The sequence below is a fragment of the Pseudomonas sp. B707 genome, from assembly GCF_022496685.1.
Classification (GTDB): Bacteria; Pseudomonadota; Gammaproteobacteria; order Pseudomonadales; family Pseudomonadaceae; genus Aquipseudomonas; species Aquipseudomonas paraglycinae.
In genome coordinates, this window is the sequence record NZ_WTVE01000024.1 from 1 (window position 1) to 18,324 (window position 18,324).

13 protein-coding genes are annotated in these 18,324 nt (G+C 60.5%); 7 read left to right on the plus strand and 6 right to left on the minus strand.

The window, feature by feature from the left end; translation table 11 throughout:
* From tssI to GQX66_RS11630, 4 genes are all read left to right on the plus strand, one after another.
* A partial coding sequence (gene tssI, locus GQX66_RS11615) for a type VI secretion system tip protein TssI/VgrG (RefSeq protein WP_240869039.1) occupies positions 1–2,157 on the plus strand: 2,157 nt, incomplete at its 5' end.
* 2 nt (positions 2,158–2,159) lie between these two features.
* Positions 2,160–5,411 carry a phospholipase D-like domain-containing protein gene (locus tag GQX66_RS11620; protein ID WP_276613459.1) on the plus strand — a complete coding sequence of 1,084 codons (3,252 nt, stop codon included), beginning with the start codon at positions 2,160–2,162 and terminating at the stop codon, positions 5,409–5,411.
* Positions 5,408–6,514 carry a hypothetical protein gene (locus tag GQX66_RS11625; protein ID WP_240869045.1) on the plus strand — a complete coding sequence of 369 codons (1,107 nt, stop codon included), beginning with the start codon at positions 5,408–5,410 and terminating at the stop codon, positions 6,512–6,514. Before GQX66_RS11620 ends, GQX66_RS11625 begins: the two co-directional genes overlap by 4 nt.
* Positions 6,515–6,624: 110 nt before the next feature.
* Positions 6,625–7,776 carry an MFS transporter gene (locus GQX66_RS11630; RefSeq protein ID WP_240869055.1) on the plus strand — a complete coding sequence of 384 codons (1,152 nt, stop codon included), beginning with the start codon at positions 6,625–6,627 and terminating at the stop codon, positions 7,774–7,776.
* A gap of 44 nt (positions 7,777–7,820) precedes the next feature.
* Here GQX66_RS11630 and GQX66_RS11635 read toward each other — a convergent pair whose 3' ends face one another.
* The 4 genes from GQX66_RS11635 to GQX66_RS11650 form a co-directional block, all read right to left on the minus strand.
* On the minus strand, positions 7,821–10,244 hold the full coding sequence (locus GQX66_RS11635) for a TonB-dependent siderophore receptor (RefSeq protein WP_240869057.1): 2,424 nt from the start codon (positions 10,242–10,244) through the stop codon (positions 7,821–7,823).
* A 98-nt stretch (positions 10,245–10,342) separates the two neighbouring features.
* Entirely contained in the window at positions 10,343–11,326 is a 984-nt protein-coding gene (locus GQX66_RS11640; RefSeq protein WP_240869061.1) for a FecR family protein, read from the minus strand.
* Positions 11,327–11,366: 40 nt separating this feature from the next.
* Entirely contained in the window at positions 11,367–11,867 is a 501-nt protein-coding gene (locus GQX66_RS11645; RefSeq protein WP_045121794.1) for a sigma-70 family RNA polymerase sigma factor, read from the minus strand.
* 109 nt (positions 11,868–11,976) lie between these two features.
* A complete protein-coding gene (locus GQX66_RS11650; RefSeq protein WP_085748554.1) occupies positions 11,977–12,690 on the minus strand; it encodes a class I SAM-dependent methyltransferase in 714 nt (237 codons plus the stop codon).
* Between the two features lie 180 nt (positions 12,691–12,870).
* On the opposite strand from GQX66_RS11650, the gene GQX66_RS11655 reads away from it, so the two are divergent.
* Genes GQX66_RS11655 through GQX66_RS11665 form a run of 3 tightly spaced genes read left to right on the plus strand, consistent with a single transcriptional unit; the run spans position 12,871 to position 16,777 of the window.
* Positions 12,871–14,040, plus strand: a complete 1,170-nt coding sequence (locus GQX66_RS11655) for an aromatic ring-hydroxylating dioxygenase subunit alpha (RefSeq protein ID WP_240869064.1) — start codon at positions 12,871–12,873, stop codon at positions 14,038–14,040.
* 39 nt (positions 14,041–14,079) lie between these two features.
* A complete protein-coding gene (locus GQX66_RS11660; protein WP_240869067.1) occupies positions 14,080–15,741 on the plus strand; it encodes a choline dehydrogenase in 1,662 nt (553 codons plus the stop codon).
* Positions 15,742–15,754: 13 nt separating this feature from the next.
* Positions 15,755–16,777 (plus strand): GlxA family transcriptional regulator, encoded by a 1,023-nt coding sequence (locus tag GQX66_RS11665; RefSeq protein ID WP_134023737.1) that lies wholly within the window; start codon positions 15,755–15,757, stop codon positions 16,775–16,777.
* Between the two features lie 91 nt (positions 16,778–16,868).
* Here GQX66_RS11665 and GQX66_RS11670 read toward each other — a convergent pair whose 3' ends face one another.
* Positions 16,869–17,264, minus strand: a complete 396-nt coding sequence (locus GQX66_RS11670) for a hypothetical protein (RefSeq protein ID WP_085748557.1) — start codon at positions 17,262–17,264, stop codon at positions 16,869–16,871.
* A 222-nt stretch (positions 17,265–17,486) separates the two neighbouring features.
* Positions 17,487–18,221: a class II aldolase and adducin N-terminal domain-containing protein gene (locus GQX66_RS11675; RefSeq protein WP_240869070.1), complete on the minus strand. Its 735-nt coding sequence runs from the start codon at positions 18,219–18,221 to the stop codon at positions 17,487–17,489.
* Positions 18,222–18,324 lie beyond the last annotated feature (103 nt).

Consider the following 18,324-nt stretch of genomic DNA (forward strand, 5'->3'; position numbering starts at 1 on the left):
TCGCTGGTGCCGCAGCTGCAATACCTGCATCACCGCACCAACCAGCGCATCTACCAGCAGATGTCGGCGCCGAAAATCATCGCGCTGATCCTCGACGAGCACGGCATCAAGGGCAACGCCTACAGCTTCCAGCTCAGCCAGCCGTGCCCGGATCGCGACTACTGCGTGCAGTACGACGAAACCGACCTGCACTTCGTCCAGCGCCTGTGCGAAGAAGAAGGCATTCACTACCACTTCCAGCACAGCAAGAAAGGCCACCTGCTGGTGTTCGGCGATGACCAGACCGTATTCCCGAACCTCGGCCAACCGACCGCGTACGTGCAGGGCAGCGGCATGGTCGCCGAAGAGCCGGTGATCAAAGGCTTCAAGCTGCGCCTGGAAACCCGCACCAGCCGCACCACCCGCCGCGACTACGATTTCGAGAAACCGCGCCTGCAAATGGAGGCGGCGTACAAACCGGACGGCGCTCTCGATAGCAAAAACGCTGAACCGGATCTGGAAGACTACGACTACCCCGGCCGCTTCATCGACCGCGCGCGCGGCAAGTTCCTCAGCCAGCGCGCCCTCGAACGCCACCGTGCCGACTACCGCCAGGCCGAAGGTCGCGGCGACCAGACCAGACTCGTCAGCGGCCACTTCATGGAAATGTCGGACCACCCGCGCAGCGAGTGGAACGACCTGTGGCTGCTCACCGAAATCTTCCACGAAGGCAAACAGCCGCAAGTCCTCGAAGAGTCGGTGACCAGCGACACCACCGACAACAAGGACGACTTCCACCAGGGCTATCGCAACACCTTCCTCGCCACCCCGTGGGACGTGTTCTACCGCCCCGCGCTGGAGCACCCGAAACCCCGCGTGCTCGGCAGCCAGACCGCCATGGTCACCGGCCCCAAAGGCGAAGAAATCCACTGCGACCAATACGGCCGCATCAAGGTGCAATTCCACTGGGACCGCGAAGGCCTGGCCGACGACAAGACCAGCTGCTGGCTGCGCGTCTCCAGCTCCTGGGCCGGCGACCGCTATGGCGCCATCTCCATCCCGCGCATCGGCATGGAAGTCCTCGTCACCTTCCTCGAAGGCGACCCCGACCAGCCACTGGTCACCGGCTGCCTGTACCACAAGGAAAACCCGGTGCCGTACGCCCTCCCGGCGAACAAAACCCGCAGCGTCTTCAAAACCCTCAGCTCCCCGGGCGGCGGTGGCTACAACGAACTGCGCATCGAAGACAAAAAAGGCGCCGAACAAATCTTCATCCACGCCCAGCGCGACTGGGATGAAAACGTCGAACACGACCAGAAGATCCGCGTTGGGAATGAACGTCACGACACTGTGGTGAAGAACACCTACACCGAGCTGAAGGCTGAAGAACACCGCACCACGATTTCCGATCGCAAAGTGGAAGTGAAAGCCAGCGATCACCTGACCGTTAACCAGGACCAGCACATCAAACTCGGCACCGCTCAGTTGACCAGTGCAGGCAAGGAAATCCACCTCAAGGCCGGGGACAAAATGGTCATCGAGGCCGGCAGCGAACTGACCCTCCAAGCGGGCGGCAGCTTCATCAAACTCGATGGCGGCGGCATCACGGTGGTCGGGCCGGTGGTGAAGATCAACGCCGGTGGCTCGGCGGGAACAGGTTCCGGGATTGCGATCCTGATGCCGCTGCTGCCGATCCCTGCGCCGTCGGCCAAGGCCGGCAATCTCATGGCGCCCGCGCAACCGGGCGTATTGCCGACCAAGCCCGAGCCACGGGAATACTTCTTCGACATTACCCTGACCGATGTGCCCGGCGATGAAGGTTTCCCGCTGGCCCACACCCTCTGGCAGATCGTCCAGGACGGCGTGGATCAACCGTTGCTCGAAGGTCAGACCGACGAGAACGGACGCGTCAATATCGACGAACCGCAACGCCTGAAACTCTCCAAAGCTTATGCCGAAGCCGGCCCGTTGTGGCTGTGCTATCCGGGGCAACGCGTGCCCGTGGCCCTGCATGACGAACCGGCGGATGCGGACAAGGAGCGCTTCGCTCTCGCTGCCCTCGACTTTCATGACAGCACCCACCACCGCACCATCAACACCGCCAGCAACGAACGCAGCAAGCAGGACTTGCTCACCGACGGCGACTTGTACAGCCGCCTGCACAGCACGGACGAATGACCATGACGGATTCCGCTACCCCCTACAACGGCGTTCGCCACAAGGAAGTCAGCCAGATCAACACGGCCGCCGGCAAAGCGCTGCCCGCCGTCAACGCGCCGGACTTTTTCATACAGGACAAGTCCGCCTTCGCGCCGAAGCGCAGTGGCAACCAGGTACGTTTTTTCACCACTGGCGAGGATTACTACAAGGATCTGGCCAAGAAAATCGCCAAGGCCGAAACCTCGATTTTCATCACTGGCTGGCAGGTCAACTACGATGTGACCCTGGACGGCAAGCAGACCTTGTGGGAGTGCTTGTACAACGCCCTCCAGGCGCACCCGACACTGAAAGTCTTTGTCATGCCGTGGCTGAGCCCGGCGGCAAGCGTCGGCACTCATGACTTCGAAACCATGCTCGCGGTTTTCCAGCTCAACGCCGGGCTGAAAGTGCCGCGCGCCTTCTGCACCCCGGCCATCCAGCAAAGCGACATGAAGGGTCTGGGCTCGACATTTTCCCATCACCAAAAGTGCGTGGTGATCGACAACAAGATCGGCTATGTCGGCGGTATCGACCTGGCCTACGGTCGTCGAGATGACAACAACTTCAGCCTCAGCGCCGTCGACCGTCAGGGTAACGATGCGTATAACCCGGGGATTCCGCACCTGGGCTGGATGGACATGAACAAGCACGTCAGTCGAGCCGGCCTGCTGCTGGGCACGCTGTTCGACCTGTCCAAACCGCTGGCCGAAACGACCATCGGCACAGAAAACACCAACATCAAACTGGCGTTGCCCCGTCGCGCCAGCGTGATCAACGCCATCGCGGCGATTCAGAACTTCTTCGCAAGTCCCCCACTGCCCGTTCTGGACCGGGCAATGAAGGCTGGCAAAAGTCTGAAGGAGTCCGTGTCCTCCATCGATCCTTTGGCCAGGCCCAGGGAATATCTGACCGACGCGGCCATCCGCAATATCACCGCGCTGATCAAACACAACTGGACGCGCCTGCCGCTGGCCGAACCGCTCAAAGGCCAGGCTCAAGTGTGGATTCGCGAAGTCGAAACCAGCGCCGGCAATTTGCAGGCTTCCGTGCGTCTGAAGAGTTACGAGCTGATCAACAACTGGACGAACTCGACCGATCTCGGCCGCCTTGTCGCGATGTTCTGCGACAAGGGTTACGACGCGATGCCCGCAGAGAAAATGGGTTGGCTGAACAACATCGGCCAATTGACCACTTCATTGCTCGGGCACTTTTACGCGTTGCTGCAAGACCGCGTGGCCAATCACCGGGAGCCCTTTGAATATCTCAAACACCAACCGCAGCCGCTGGCTTCGGCAGATTACAGCCGGCTGGACAAGGATCAGCCGCGCATGCCGTGGCAGGACGTTCATAGCCGCATCGAAGGGCCGTCGGTGTACGACCTGTCGCGCAACTTCATCGACCGCTGGAACGGCCAACAGGCTTACATCGCCGAGATCAAGAGCCTGGAAAAAACCACCGTCATCGTCGCCCTGATGGAGTGGGTCAACACGCTGGTCAGGGACGCCGGCCTGCCCCATCACCTGGATCTCAACAATCAGATCAACCTGAAGCTGCCCATGCCCAAACCGGTCTGGATCGATCAGGCCCCGACCCTGCCGACGCCACCGCAGACAGCGCAAGGCGGAGTCAGCGTGCAAGTGCTGCGCAGCGCTTCAGCCGCGATGACCACTCAGGAAGCCAAGGGTCGAGACATGGCCAGGGTCAACCTGCCGCTGCCCGAGGGTTTCAACGTGGGCGGGGTCCAGGACAACTGCCTGCGCGCCATGCTGCAGACCATTTCCAGTGCCCAGCACTTCATCTACATCGAGAACCAGTTCTTCCAGACCGACTTCGGTGACGAGGGCGAACTGGCGGAAGGCCGGCCACTGTCCGGCCCGATGGCCAGCCTGCGCGACCCGTCCACCTTGAACGAGAATTTCGTCGCCCGGATCAAACTGCGTGAAGCGATGGAAGATCAGGACTTCACCAAGATCGACTGGAAAGAAGTCAACGCCATCAGTAAGGAACCCGGCGAAGAGGCCCGCACCTTTCTCAAAAGTTTTCTGACGATCTGGCAGACCAACGCACAGGGCTGGCTGACACAGAAACTGGGGAAAGAACAGAAGCTCACCAACACCATTGGCAAGGCGCTGGCCGACCGCATCGGCCGGGCGATTGCCGAAAACCGTCCTTTTCACGTGTACCTGATTTTGCCGGTGCATCCGGAAGGTGCGCTGAACGTGCTGAACCTCATGCACCAGGTTCACCTGACCATGCAAAGTCTGGTGTTTGGCGAACAGAGTCTGGTCAAACGCATTCAACGGCACATGGCGATGAAGGACATGATGGATCGCGGGGCGAGCAAGGAAGAGGCAGGGAAGATTATTGAGCGGGTGGATACCAACAAAAAGCCCGTCTACGCCCAACAGGACTGGTCAAAATATTTGACCCTGCTCAACCTGCGCACTTGGGATACGCTTGGCGATCGCGTGGTCACTGAACAGATCTACGTGCACAGCAAGTTGTTGATCGCGGATGATCGTGTAGCGATTCTCGGCAGCGCCAACATCAATGACCGCAGTCAATGCGGGACACGTGACTCTGAGCTGGCAGTCATTGTGCGCGATAGCGAATCGACTGAAGCCAAGCTGGACGGCAAACACAACCAGAAGGTAGGGAAGACAATCAATAAATTGCGCAAGGATTTGTGGAAGAAGCACTTCGGGATGAGTCAGGCGAAGAAAGATGGCCCCGTAGCTCACTTCACTGTTTCGGACGAAGTTCTCGATCAGCCTGCTGCTGAAAAAACTTGGCGAGATATTCAGAAACGCGCGAAGAATAATTCGGAAGCTTACGAGCAGTCCTTCAACTTCATTCCTCAGAACATCAGTCAGGTGCAAATACTTGTTGATCCAACGACTGCGTCTGAACCCGCCGGGGATATGCCAGCATCAATCTGGCCAACGTGGACATATCGCTCCCCAGATGATCATAAACGTGGTGGAAAACTTGCAGACTGTTTGCCACATGAAGAGGGATTTTGGGAGAGCAAGACATTGGCTGGGGTGAAAACCTATTCCGCTCCCATGGGCATCAAGGGCTTCATTACCGCCCTACCAATCGGCTGGACGAAAGGTGAGAACAATGACTCAGGATTGAACCTGACGATCATCGCTCACAACGAAGACAGAAAGAGCGACGTACACATCGCAAGTGTGAGCGAAACGTCCAATCGAAATGAGCACAGTTCATGACACGAATCATCGCCACCTTCGCCGGCGTGTTGCTGGTCACCCAATCAGCCCTTGCTGAGCCTGCCCTGCACGAATGCCTGGGACGTACCAGATTCGAGTCACCGGAAGCATTCGAGTGGGCAACGTTTGCTATCGAACGTAGCAACATGAAAGGTGCAGGAGGACACGTATTTTCCAAGAATGTGCATGCGGTGGGCGACTACGTTAGTTATGACTTTGACGAACTCACCATCAGAGTCAGCGATGCCACGACACGTGAAAATTTTGAAAGACAACGCAACGCCATCGTTCACGAAACCGAACTCTACAAAAAGCGCCTCGAGGACAAGCTTGAAACCAACAAGGACCTTTTGGTATCGATCAAGGAGATGAACTATTCCCGTGACCAGGTGAAAAAGCAGGAGGAACAAATCAAAAAACTGGAAGAGCAAATACCCAAAGTAAAAAAATACGAACACGATCTAGGTATCCCCGACTCCTACGTCATGGGCGGCGAAAATATCCCCTACGAATTCCTGCTCTGGCGCAACAACCGGGTGTTCTACTTCAACATGAACAAACCCGCCGAAAACTCCGCACAACGGATCAAGGACCTTGCCGCGCGCTTCGAAGCCCGCGACCTCTATCAAGTGCCCGAAGGCCCCGGCGTCTGTATGCCCTACGGATTTATCCATGACGACGGCAAAACCGGTTTCAACGTCAAGAACAGCCTGCGCTTTACCAGCACGCCCAACGTCATCATGAGCCTTATCAATGCCTCACTCGGCAACCACGCCAAACCCACCGACGGCACCTACGACACCGACTACCGCCCCGGCTACGACGCCGAAATCTGGAAAAAGTCGAAGATCATGGAGAAGTTCTACATCGGCGATCGCATGACCACCCTAGAAGGCTGGCGTCTTGACCCTCGTCCGGAAACCACCGAACAGGATCGCGCCTGGTTCGCCATCGCCCATGTCGGCGGTCTCGCGAGCCCGCTGATCGCAGCGCAGATGCTCACTTTCCAGAAAGGCACCGACGGCCTGAAAGATCTGGTGCCACCGCCCGAAACGGTTATTCCGCGCTTTTTGAAGTTGACGCAAAGTATCCGTGAGCAGTGAAACGCCGTCACCGATCAGCCGAATCGGGAACTCAAGGTCGCGGCCCATGGACTGATGTGCAACGATGTTGCCCTGCATCACGCTATTGACCGCAAGACCAAGGACGTTTCATGACTGCCATCAACACCCCGCCACCCCTCGCACCCGGACGTCTGCAACAGATGTCCACGCGCATCGCTTTCTTCATTGCCGGGCTCGGCATCGCCGCGTGGGCACCGCTGGTGCCCTACGCCAAGGCGCGGGCCGGTCTCGATGAAGGCACGTTGGGGTTGCTGTTGCTGTGCCTGGGCGTTGGCTCGATTCTGGCGATGCCGCTGGCGGGGATTCTGGCCACGCGGTTTGGCTGCCGAAAGGTGGCCACCGGCGGCACGTTGCTGATCTGTGCAGCGTTGCCGTTGCTGGCGACGGTGTCGTCGATTCCGGCGCTGATCGCCACGTTGTTCATGTTCGGCGCCGGGCTCGGTACGGTGGATTCGACGGTGAACCTGCAAGCGGTGATCGTCGAGCGGGCCAGCGGCAAGAACATGATGTCGGGGTTTCACGGTCTGTTCAGCCTCGGCGGGATCGTCGGTGCAGCGGGCGTGAGCGCCCTGCTCGGTCTCGGGCTGTCGCCACTGGCGGCGATGCTGGTGGTGGTCGTGGTGCTGATCGCGGCGCTGTTCAAGGCGGTGCCGCACATGTTGCCTTACGGCAGTGAAAGCTCGGGCCCGGCGTTCGCAGTGCCCCACGGAATCGTGCTGTTCATCGGCGGCATGTGCTTCATCGTGTTCCTTACCGAAGGCGCGGCGCTGGACTGGAGCGCGGTGTTCCTGGCGCAGGAACGCGGGATCGACACCGCCTATGCCGGGCTGGGTTACGCAGCGTTCGCGTTGACCATGACGGCCGGCCGTTTGACCGGTGACCGGATCGTCCGCGCACTGGGCGCAATCCGGATCATTCTGTTTGGCGGACTACTGGCAGCGGCGGGATTGTTTCTGGCGACGTTCGCCCCGAGCTGGCAAGCCGCGCTGCTGGGCTATGCGCTGGTCGGTGCCGGCTGTTCGAATATCGTGCCGGTGCTGTACACGGCGGTGGGCAAACAGACGGTGATGCCGGAAAGCATCGCCGTGCCGGCAATTACCACGCTGGGTTATGCAGGGATTCTGGCAGGGCCGGCGGTGATCGGCTTTGTCGCCCATGCCAGCAGTTTGAGTTTTGCCTTCGGGCTGATGGCGACATTGCTGGTAGCGGTGGCGATTGGCGGGAAAGCGCTGAAGGTCTGAGCCGGACTGTTCCCACGTCGAGACGCGGGAACAATCAGTACCGGTCAGAAGCCTACGCTGGCCTGCACGAAGAACGTCCGTGGCGTGCCCACGTAGATTCCCGAGTTGTTGTCGCTGGAGCGGGTGAAGTACTGCTTGTCGAAGATGTTTTTCACCCCGGCGCCGAGCTTCAGGTTCGACAGCTGCGAACCGAAGTCATAGCCGCCGCGCACGTTCCAGGTCACGTAGCCCGGAATGTCGCCGTACTGCCCGTCCGCCGTGCCTTCGGTGATGTAATTGCCATTGAAGCTGCCATCAGCATTCACGCCGGTGCCCGGCGAGCGCTGTTTGGACTGGGCGAAGCCGTCGATGTTGTAGGTCCAGCGGTTGATGTCGTAACGCAGGCCGACGGTGGCCACCTGACGCGAGTAGAACGGCAGGTCGTGGCCCTTGAAGCCCGGGATCTCGCCTTCATAGGTCGCGCGGGTGTAAGTGAAACCGGCGTTGGCGGTCAGGCCGTCGAGGCGTGGATCGAGCGCCGCCATGTCGTAATGCACCGACGCCTCGATCCCCTGGTGCTTGGTCGCGCCGAGGTTGGTCCAGCCCACGTCGTTGCTGATGTATTGCAGTTCATCATCGAAGTCGATGTAGAACAGCGTCACTTCACCGCCCCACACGTCATCGTTGTAGCGCGTGCCGATTTCGTAAGTCTTGGCTTTCTCCGGTTCCAGGCCATTGGCGGTCTGGTCACCCGAGCCGCCCTGGCCGAGCTGGAAATATTGCAGGCTGCCGAACGACGTCTCGTAGTTGGCGAACAGTTTCCACGCATCGGACAGGTGATACATCACGCTCAGGGCCGGCAACGGTTCGTTGCTTTCGATGCTGCGGTTTTTCTCGGGGACGGGTTTGCCGGCGGTGTCGAGCACAGCGCGATCATGCCAGTCGGTGCTGATGTGTTCGAAGCGAATGCCCGGGGTCACGGTCCAGTTGCCGACGTCGATCTTGTTGTCGATGTAGACCGAGTTGGCCTCGGTGCCGCCGGTACGGTCCTGGAACACATGACCGTCGGAGGTCTTGGTGACCACCGGCTCGTTGTTGACCAGCGCCAGGCGGCTCGACTGCTCGTGCATCGCCTCTTTCAAATAACGGTAACCGACGCTGACTTCCTGAGTGGTCGGGCCGACGTCGAACACACGCGAAACACGCGGCTCGATGCCCAGCGTGTAATAGGAACGCGGGAACGAGCTGAGGGTTTTCTGATCGCGGGCGGCGATGGTGCTGCCGCGAAAGCTGTCGGAATAGTAGGTCAGCACTTCTGCCTGGGTGCGCTCGTCGATCTGCCGGATCCACTTGAACGACACGTCCTTGCGGCGGCCGCTGAAGCCGTCGTAGTCGCGGTCGGACTGGAACGGTTTGTCGTCGTACTGCTTTTGCGTCAGGCCGCCGGGCATGTCGGCGCTGGCGTCGTAGTAGTGGAAGTTGAGGCTGAAATCGTCCTGATCGGTCGGTGCCCAGTGGGTCTTGAGGATCACGTCGTCGATGTCGTTGCCGTTGTTGCGCTCGCGGTAACCGTTGCCGTTGACGCCCGAGTACAACAGCGCCATGCCGATGCCGTTGTCGGCCGTGCCGCCGAGGAACGCGGTGTCGATGTGTTTCCAGCCACCGTGCTGCGAGGTTTCCAGGGTGGTGCCGATTTCACCGGTGGTTTTTTCCGGGATCGCGCGGGTCACGAAGTTGATCACGCCGCCGACGTTCTGCGGTCCGTAACGCACGGAGCCGGCACCACGGACCACGTCGATGCTGTCGAGGTTGCCGGAAGAAATCGGCGCCATCGACAGTTGTGGCTGACCGTACGGGGCGAACGCGGCCGGCACGCCATCAATCAATACGGTCGAGCGTGGCGACAGGCGCGACGTCAAACCCCGTACGCCGACGTTCAGCGAAATATCGCTGCCGCCGGTGCCGTTGGCTTCCTGGACTTGCACGCCGGGCACGCGGCGCAGCACGTCGCCGACGTTCATCGCGCCCTGCTCGACCATCGCTTCACGGCGAATCACCGTACGCGCGCCGGGGTGGTTCTGCACCACGGCGGCGTCGGCGTCGCCGAGCCAGTCGCCGACCACCTTGATGTCGGTCACGCCCAGTTCCAGCGGGCCGCTGGCAGCGGAAGTCGGGGCCGGTGACAAAGTCACCGAGCCTTCATTGATCTGATAATCCAGGCCGCTGCCTTGCAGCAATTGGCGCAGGGCTTGCTCCGGAGAAAGATTGCCGTCCACCGCCGGCGCCTGTTTGCCGGCGACCAGGTCCGGGCTGAAAAACACCTGCAACGACGTTTGCTGGCCCAGTTCGCTCAGGGCCTGGCCCAGCGGTTGGGCGCGGATGTGAATGGCTTCGGCGGCAAAAGCCATCGGCACGGCGGCGTTGACCGCCAGCGCAAGAGCCAGCGGTAACCAAGGGGATTTATTGTTTTTGGCGGTGGAGTTTTTCACGTCGAACGGAGTCCTGTGGATCGCAAGAGTGTGCGGCTGTTAATGCAAACCAGTTGCAGTTGAACAGGAAGACGACGAACTCGAAAAAAACCTGAATGTTATTTTGAAATTATTTCCTGGCTGCCGTCGGCAAGGGTGCGCACGGCCACCGGAAGGATGCTCGGCAAGGCCTTGAGCAAGGCATCGGTGTTGTCGGATTTGAACACGCTGGTCAGGCGCAAATTGGCCACGGCGGGGTTAGAGACCTTCAGCGGCTTGTCGCGATAACGCGACACTTCCTCGGCGACTTCGCTGAGGCTGGCGTTGTTGAACACCAGTTTGCCGCTGCGCCAGGCTGTCAGCTCCGCCGGGTTGACCGCGTAGGCCGGCGTTACTTTGCCCTGTGCATCGATCCGCGTGCCGAGGCCGGCAGTGAGGCTGATGAAATCGGCATCGGCCGCACCACGACCCTGCACCCTGACCGTGCCCTGCTCCACCGCGACCCGGGTCTGCGTCACATCGCGGCGCACATCGAAACGAGTGCCAGTCACCGTGACCTTGCCGCTGCCGGCCTCGACCACAAACGGGCGAGAAGTATCGTGCTCGACGCTGAACATCGCCTCGCCTTCGGTCAATTCGATGAGCCGCCGATCCTTCTCGAAACGCACCTGCAGACGGCTGCGGCTGTTGAGGTCGATCACCGAACCGTCCGGCAGCGCGACATGCTTGCGCTCGCCCAGCGCGGTGGCGAATTCAGCGCTGTAACCCGCCGGATGATTCAAGCCACTGAACAGACCGAGCCCGAGCGCCACCGCGACCACGCTGGCCGCCACGGCATAACGCAACAACGGACGGCGTTCGCGCCGCGCCGGCGGGGTTTCGCACAAAGCTTTGAGGCGTGGCGCCGGCAGCAGATCCGCCGCCGTCCACAAGCCCTGGAGCAACTGGAATTCGTCACGGTGCTGGGGATGTTCGTTCAGCCACGCGTCGAAGCGCTGCTGTTCGTCGACACTGACGGCCGGCTCCTGCAAACGCACAAACCAGCGTGCCGCGTCATCGCGCACCGTTGTTTGCCCGCACGCGCAATCACGAGTATCCATCATGGAATGTCCTGTTTGGCTGGGGATGAAAAGACGCCGCGGCTCATGATTGCGCCCCGTCCAGGCGATCACGCAGATGCCGCAGGGTGCGGATCATATACTTTTCCACCATGTTCTTGGACAGACCCAGGCGTTCGGCAATTTCCGCCTGGGTCAGGCCTTCGATCTTCTGCCAGACGAAAATCCGTCGGCAGTTGACCGGAAGCTCCGTGAGCGCCCGTTCGATGGAATCGGCCAGCTGGATCGCATGCATGTAATGCTCCGGATCGCCGGTCGGCGACTCACTGAGATCGATCGCCTCCGACTCCATGGCGCCCCGCCGGTCCTCACGCCGATAGCCGTCCACCGCGATGTTGCGCGCGGTCTGATGCAAATACGCCCGGGGTTGCTGCACCGCCGACGAATCGGATTCGAGCACCCGCACAAAGGTGTCGTGCGCCAGATCCTCGGCCTGCGAGCGATTGCGCAGGCGACGGGTCCAGGTGCCGATCAACTCTTCGTAATGCTCGAGAAAGCCGGGTCTGCGGGGCAGCATGGGGATCATTGCGGCGTGCTGAAGAAAGGGGCGTGAATAGTAATGCTTCCTATTAAGCCGAAGCAATGGATTCCTCGGGAATGCCGACGAAGCTGTTTCCTTCTATCAATCCGGCGCTCTAACCCGCGGCAATCCCTGCCTTGCGCGGGCAGAACCACCCGTGCATCAGACCCGCCTGAAAGAACTGGACCGGCGCCTCGAACCCGGACGACTCGATCAGACTGGCGACCTGCGGCACCGGCAGAATCGCCACATCCCGGGCATACGCCGTGCGCGCTCGTTCGAGCATTTGCGGCGGCACCTGGGCCGAAGCCATCAGCGTCATCCAGTGACGCAGCAATGCTTCATAGGCCGGGGATTGAGTATCCGAGGCCAGATCAGCATTCGCCAGAATCCCACCCGGTACCAGACGACGGGCAATCTCACGGAAAAAGTCGATACGCACCTGAGGGTCGAGCAAAAACTGCGACACCAGAAAACAGGTTGCGCCGTCGTAACCGGATTCATCCGTCAGCGTATCGAGGTAGCCTTCGTGAAAATGGCAGCGGGAGAGAAAACCGCCCTCTGTCGCTCGCTGACGGCACACGTCGAGCATGGCGCCCGAAGGGTCGACTGCGGTGAATTGCCAGCCGGGAAACTGCTGCGCCAGATGGGCCATTTCCACACCGGTGCCCACGCCGACGCAGAGTATCCGGGCATTCTCCGGCAGGCCCGCGAACACTGAATCCAGCAGCAGATACAGGGCATCACGAAGGGGCGCCATGCCGCTCCACTGTTTGTCATAGACGGCGGACTGCTGGTCGAACAAGGCCTTGAGTGCTTGATTGTCCATGGAAAACCTTCCTCTGCATCATGATCGCGGTGAAGTTTCATTATCGCAGGGCTGTCAAGACCTCCCCGATACAGCCTGAGATTGATCATTCCACCCATCAACTGGTCGCAATCCATCAACCCCACCCTCACGCCGCACCCTAGATTAGATCCCACAACAACACGCCGTGGAGATCGCCTCATGCACAGTTTCCAGACCCGCAAGCAGCACAGTCCGGTCGACGCCTGGGATCAGCAGGATCCGGAGCAGGCCGTCACCCTGCCCTCGCGTTATTTCTACGACGACAGCCTGTTCCGTGCCGAGCGCGACAACATTTTCATGAGGGCCTGGCATGTCGCCGGGCATGTCAGCGAGTTCGGCGAGCCGGGGCAGTTCGTCGTCACGGATCTGTTCGACCAGAGCGTGGTGGTGGCGAAGAATCGGCAGGGGCAGATCCATGGTTTTCACAACGTCTGCCAGCATCGCGGCAATCGCCTGCTCGAAGAACGCCGTGGCACTACCGGCGGCGTGGTGCGCTGCGCCTATCACTCGTGGTGCTATGAAATGGACGGCAGCCTGCGCGGTGCGCCGCGTTGCGAGCGGATGAAGAATTTCGAGCTGGCGCAGTTCAACATTCCACAGGTGCGCACGGAAGAACTCGGCGGCTTCGTCTACTTCAACCTCGATCCGAATGCGCCGTCGCTGCGGGATCTGTTCCACGGTGCCGACGAAGAAATGCGCCGGGTGTTTCCAGACCTGGCCGACATGCATCTGATCGAGGAACAAGACGTGATCGTGCCGGCCAACTGGAAAGTGATCATGGACAATTCCATCGAGGGCTATCACTTCAAGCTGTCCGGCCCGTGCCACATCGACCTCGCCCGGCTGATCGATTTCAAGGGTTACCAGTTGATCAAACGCGACAACTGGTGGACCTACGCCGCACCGGCCAATCTGTCGGCGACCGAGGCCTATGGCGTGCCGCTGAAAAGCGAACTGAACCCGCAGGAATGTTTCTTCAACATCGGCCTGTGGCCGAACAACACCTTCTACACCTTCCCGTTCTCCGAGCTTCTCGGCTCGTTCATCATGATTCCGCTCGACGCCGAGCGCTCGCTGCTGCGCTTCGGTTACTACTCCAGCAACCCCGAAACCGCCGCCGTCAGCACGGCGTGCATGAAGTGGATGAACGGAGACCTCGGCCCCGAAGACATCGCCCTGAACATCTCGGTGCAAAAGGGCCTGCGCTCGCTCGGTTATGACCAGGGCCGTTACATGATCGACGCCCAGCGCAGCAATGAAAGCGAGCATCTGGTGCATCACTTTCATCGTCTGGTGTTCAACGGTATTCACGGCCATTGCGTGGACTGATCCGCCCTTCCCTCGTCATTTGTCTGAACGGAGCAAACCATGGACGAAACCGGGTTTGATTACCTGATCGTGGGCGCCGGTTCGGCCGGTTGCGTGTTGGCCAATCGCTTGAGCGAAGACCCGAACGTGCGCATCCTGCTGCTGGAGGCCGGGCCCGAGGACAAGAGCTGGACGATCGACATGCCGTCCGCCGTGGGCCTTGTGGTGGGTGGGTCGCGCTATAACTGGAGTTATCAGTCGGAGCCCGAGCCGTACCTCGACGGCCGCCGAATCGGCACGCCGAGAGGCCGCACCCTCGGCGGTTCATCGTCGATCAACGGCATGGTCTACATCCGTGGCCATGCCCGGGATTACGACGGCTGGGCCGAGCAAGGCTGCGTTGGCTGGAGCTATCGCGAGGTACTGCCGTACTTCAAGCGAGCGCAGACTCACGCCGGCGGTGGCGATGACTATCGCGGCGGCGACGGCCATTTGCACGTCACTCCCGGCGATGTAGAAACACCATTGTGCGCGGCGTTCATCGCGGCCGGGGCCGAGGCCGGTTATGGCGTCAGCGAGGACTTGAACGGCTATCGTCAGGAAGCCTTCGGCCCGGTGGATCGCACTACACGCAACGGTCGGCGCTGGAGCGCTTCGCGCGGTTATCTGAGCGAAGCACTGGCTCGGGGCAATGTGCGCGTGGTCACCGATGCGTTGGTGCTACGCATTCTGTTCGAGGGCCGGCGAGCGGTCGGGATTGATTATGAACAGAACGGCGAAACGAACACCGTCCGCGCTCGCCGGGAAGTGTTGCTGACGGCCGGGGCGATCAATTCGCCGCAGTTGCTGTTGCTCTCGGGCGTCGGCCCGGCGGCGGAACTGCGTGACCTCGGGATCGGCGTCGTGCACGACCTGCCCGGCGTCGGTAAACGCCTCAACGATCACCCGGACGCGGTGGTGCAATTTCGCTGCAAACAACCGGTGTCGCTGTATCGCTGGACCACCGCGCCGGGTAAATGGTGGATTGGCGCGCGCTGGTTCGTCCGTCACGACGGCCTGGCGGCGAGCAATCACTTCGAGGCCGGTGCGTTCCTGCGTTCCCGAGCCGGCGTCGAACACCCGGACCTGCAACTGACCTTCATGCCGCTGGCGGTGCAACCGGGCAGCGTCGAGCTGGTGCCGACCCACGCGTTCCAGATCCACATCGACCTGATGCGCCCCACCAGCCTGGGCAGCGTGACCCTGCACAGCGCCGAACCGCGGCGGCCGCCGAGGATTCTGTTCAACTACCTGAAGACCGCGCAGGACCGTGCCGACATGCGCGCCGGCGCTCGGCTGGTGCGGGAAATCATCGAGCAACCGGCGATGGCGCCGTTCAAGGGCGAAGAGCTGGTGCCGGGCCGTTCGGTGCAGACCGACAACGAACTCGATGCCTGGGCGCGGCAGGTCACGGAAACCGGCTACCATGCCAGCGGCACCTGCAAGATGGGGCCGGCGGGCGACCCTGAAGCGGTGGTCGATCCGCAACTGCGAGTGCATGGCCTCGACGGCTTGCGGGTGGTGGACGCGTCGATCATGCCGGCGATCGTCAGCGGCAACACTAACGCACCGACGGTGATGATCGCGGAAAAGGCCAGCGACCTGATCCGTAACCTCACGCCGTTGCCAGCCCTCGATGTACCGGTGTGGATCAACCCGCACTGGCAGACCGAACAACGATGAAGCAGAGATGGCGATGACCCGATCCGCTGAAGCTGTACCGCGCAATGAAGCACCGCTGCGAGTGGCGGTGCTGTTGCTGCCGGCGTTTTCCAATTTCGGTCTGGCGGCAGTGCTCGAACCGCTGGCCATCGCCAACTGGTTGAGCCAGCGCACGCTGTTCGAGTGGACGTTGCTGTCGTTGCAGCCGGGCCCGGTGACGGCCAGCAACGGTCTGGCGAGCATCGCCGAGGACGGCTTGAACAACGAGCAGGCCTTCGACGCCTGCGTGGTACTGGCCAGTTTCGAGGTGCATCAACACAGCCGCAATCCGGCGCTCAAGAGTTGGCTGCGCAAGCAGGCGCTGTTCGGCGCGATCTTGATCGGCGTGGAAACCGGCACCGAACTGCTGGCCGCCGCCGGTGTGCTCGACGGCTACGAAGCGGCGGTGCATTGGGACAACCTGCAGGGTTTTCAGGAGAGTTACCCCAAGGTCCGCGCCCGACCGCAGCTCTATACCCTCGAACGTCAGCGCCTGACCTGCGCCGGCGCGACCACCATTCTCGACATGCTGCTGGGCTGGATCGGCCAGCGTTTCGATGCGGATCTGGCCCGGGAAATCGGCCTGCACCTGTTGATGGGCCAGATGCGCGCGCCGGCGGACAATCAGCTCGACGGCGGTCTGGGCAACAGCGGGATGTACGGCAACAAGATCCGCCGTGCCGTGCAACTGATGGAAAAGGCTCTGGAAGAACCGCTGGACTGCGAGGCGATTGCCAGCGAAGTTGGCCTGTCGCGACGGCAACTCGAGCGCCAGTTCAAACATCAGACCGGGCTCTCGCCGCTCAAGTACTACATCACCCTGCGCCTGGCCCGGGCGCACAACCTGTTGCAACAGACGCAGATGAGCGTGGCCCAGGTGGCGGCGTGTTCCGGGTTTGGCTCGCTGGAGCATTTCTCCCGCACTTACCGCGCACGCTTTGGTTGCCCGCCGAGTGAGGATCGGCGCCAGGCGTGGAGTGCGCCGGTGATGCGCCAGCCGTTGAGCAAGGCACCTTGAAACGAAGAGCGGCCATTCACCCGTGACGTTGCGCAAGCCTTGCTGGCAAAAAAATGCCTGCAACAGGCAGGCATTGTTGAAACTCGGACGTTCAGTTGTGCGTTCGGACCTCGTCGCACGATTGACCACTTGAATTCATTAACCGGACCACTACCGATGCAGTGTTCCCCATTACGCCATTGATCAGGTAGTTATAACGAACCGAGCCATTTCCAATGAGTTTGATTTTGTTCCATTCCTTAAAGCAATCAACGGAGCCATTCTCGATGTCAGCCCGTGTTACATTTCGGCTCAATGATGTCGAAGCGCCCTGGATGGGTACCTCACCTTCGGAATCACTGCATCCCTGAAATTTGCCGATGAACTCGTCACCCACTTTCGCCTCATTTGACAACGCCCCCACTTCTACCGAAATGCCGTTAATTTGAGGTTTTGAGCTGCAGTTAATCACACCGTTAAACAAGTCTTTAAAATGAATATCAGCCATTTCTGTTGCTCCATGAATTGATTGGTTTGATGCTCGCACAGGTTAAATTGAAACCACGCGCCTCAAGCCAATCGTCGTCCCTTATCAGCTTTTTGCACACTGTCAGAACTGACAGTCATTCAATACCCATTCGCTATAACAATTTGTTCTTTCCAGCCAAACTCAATTTCACTGTGGCACGAATCCGCGCGGGTTCTGGATCAGCCATCCGACAACCCATCGCTAATTCAGCTGGCGGTAGACCGGTTCCTCTTCGTCGAGGATGCCCATCAATGCATTGAAATGCTTATCCGCAAACCCCGGATAATCCAGCCATTGCCGACACGTCTTGCGCGCCACTTCATCGCTGGCCACGCGCAATTCCTGCCCGGTCGCCAGTGCGGTGATATACACCTCGCACGCCCGTTCGAAGTAATACAGATCATCAAACGCCTGAGCCACGCTCGGCGCCGCGACCAGCAATCCATGATTGCCCATCAGCAGGATCGGCTTGTCACCGAGCAGCCTGCTCACCCGCTCCGCCTCTTCCCCAAGACCCATGCCATCGAATCCTTCGTCAATCGCCACCCGCTCGAAAAACCGCATGCTGTTCTGCTCGATCGGTGGCAGGCGCGAGTCCTTCAGGCATGCTAGCGTCGTCGCGTATCTGCTGTGGGTATGGAGGATGCAACGGGCCTGGGGCTGGTTGCGGTGCAAGGCACTGTGCAAGGCCCACGCGGTTTTGTCCGGGGAGTCCGGGCAGTCGAGACTGGACGGATCGTCGGCATTGAGCAACAGCAGATCACTAGCACGGATCCGCGAGAAGTGTTTGCCGTAGGGGTTGATCAGAAACTCGCGACCGTCCTGCGAAGTGGCCACGCTGAAGTGATTGGCGATGGATTCGTGCAGGTTCAAACGCGCAGCCCAGCGCAGGGCGCAGGCCAGCAGGATTCTCAGGTGTTCGACGTTGTCGTGCATGGCGCGGCCTCCCGGTTTCACCCGAGTGTAGAGCGCATGCTTTCATCGACTTGACGGGAAACGACAGTGGCTGCCGTTTTGAGCCGGGTGTCCATCAGAAACG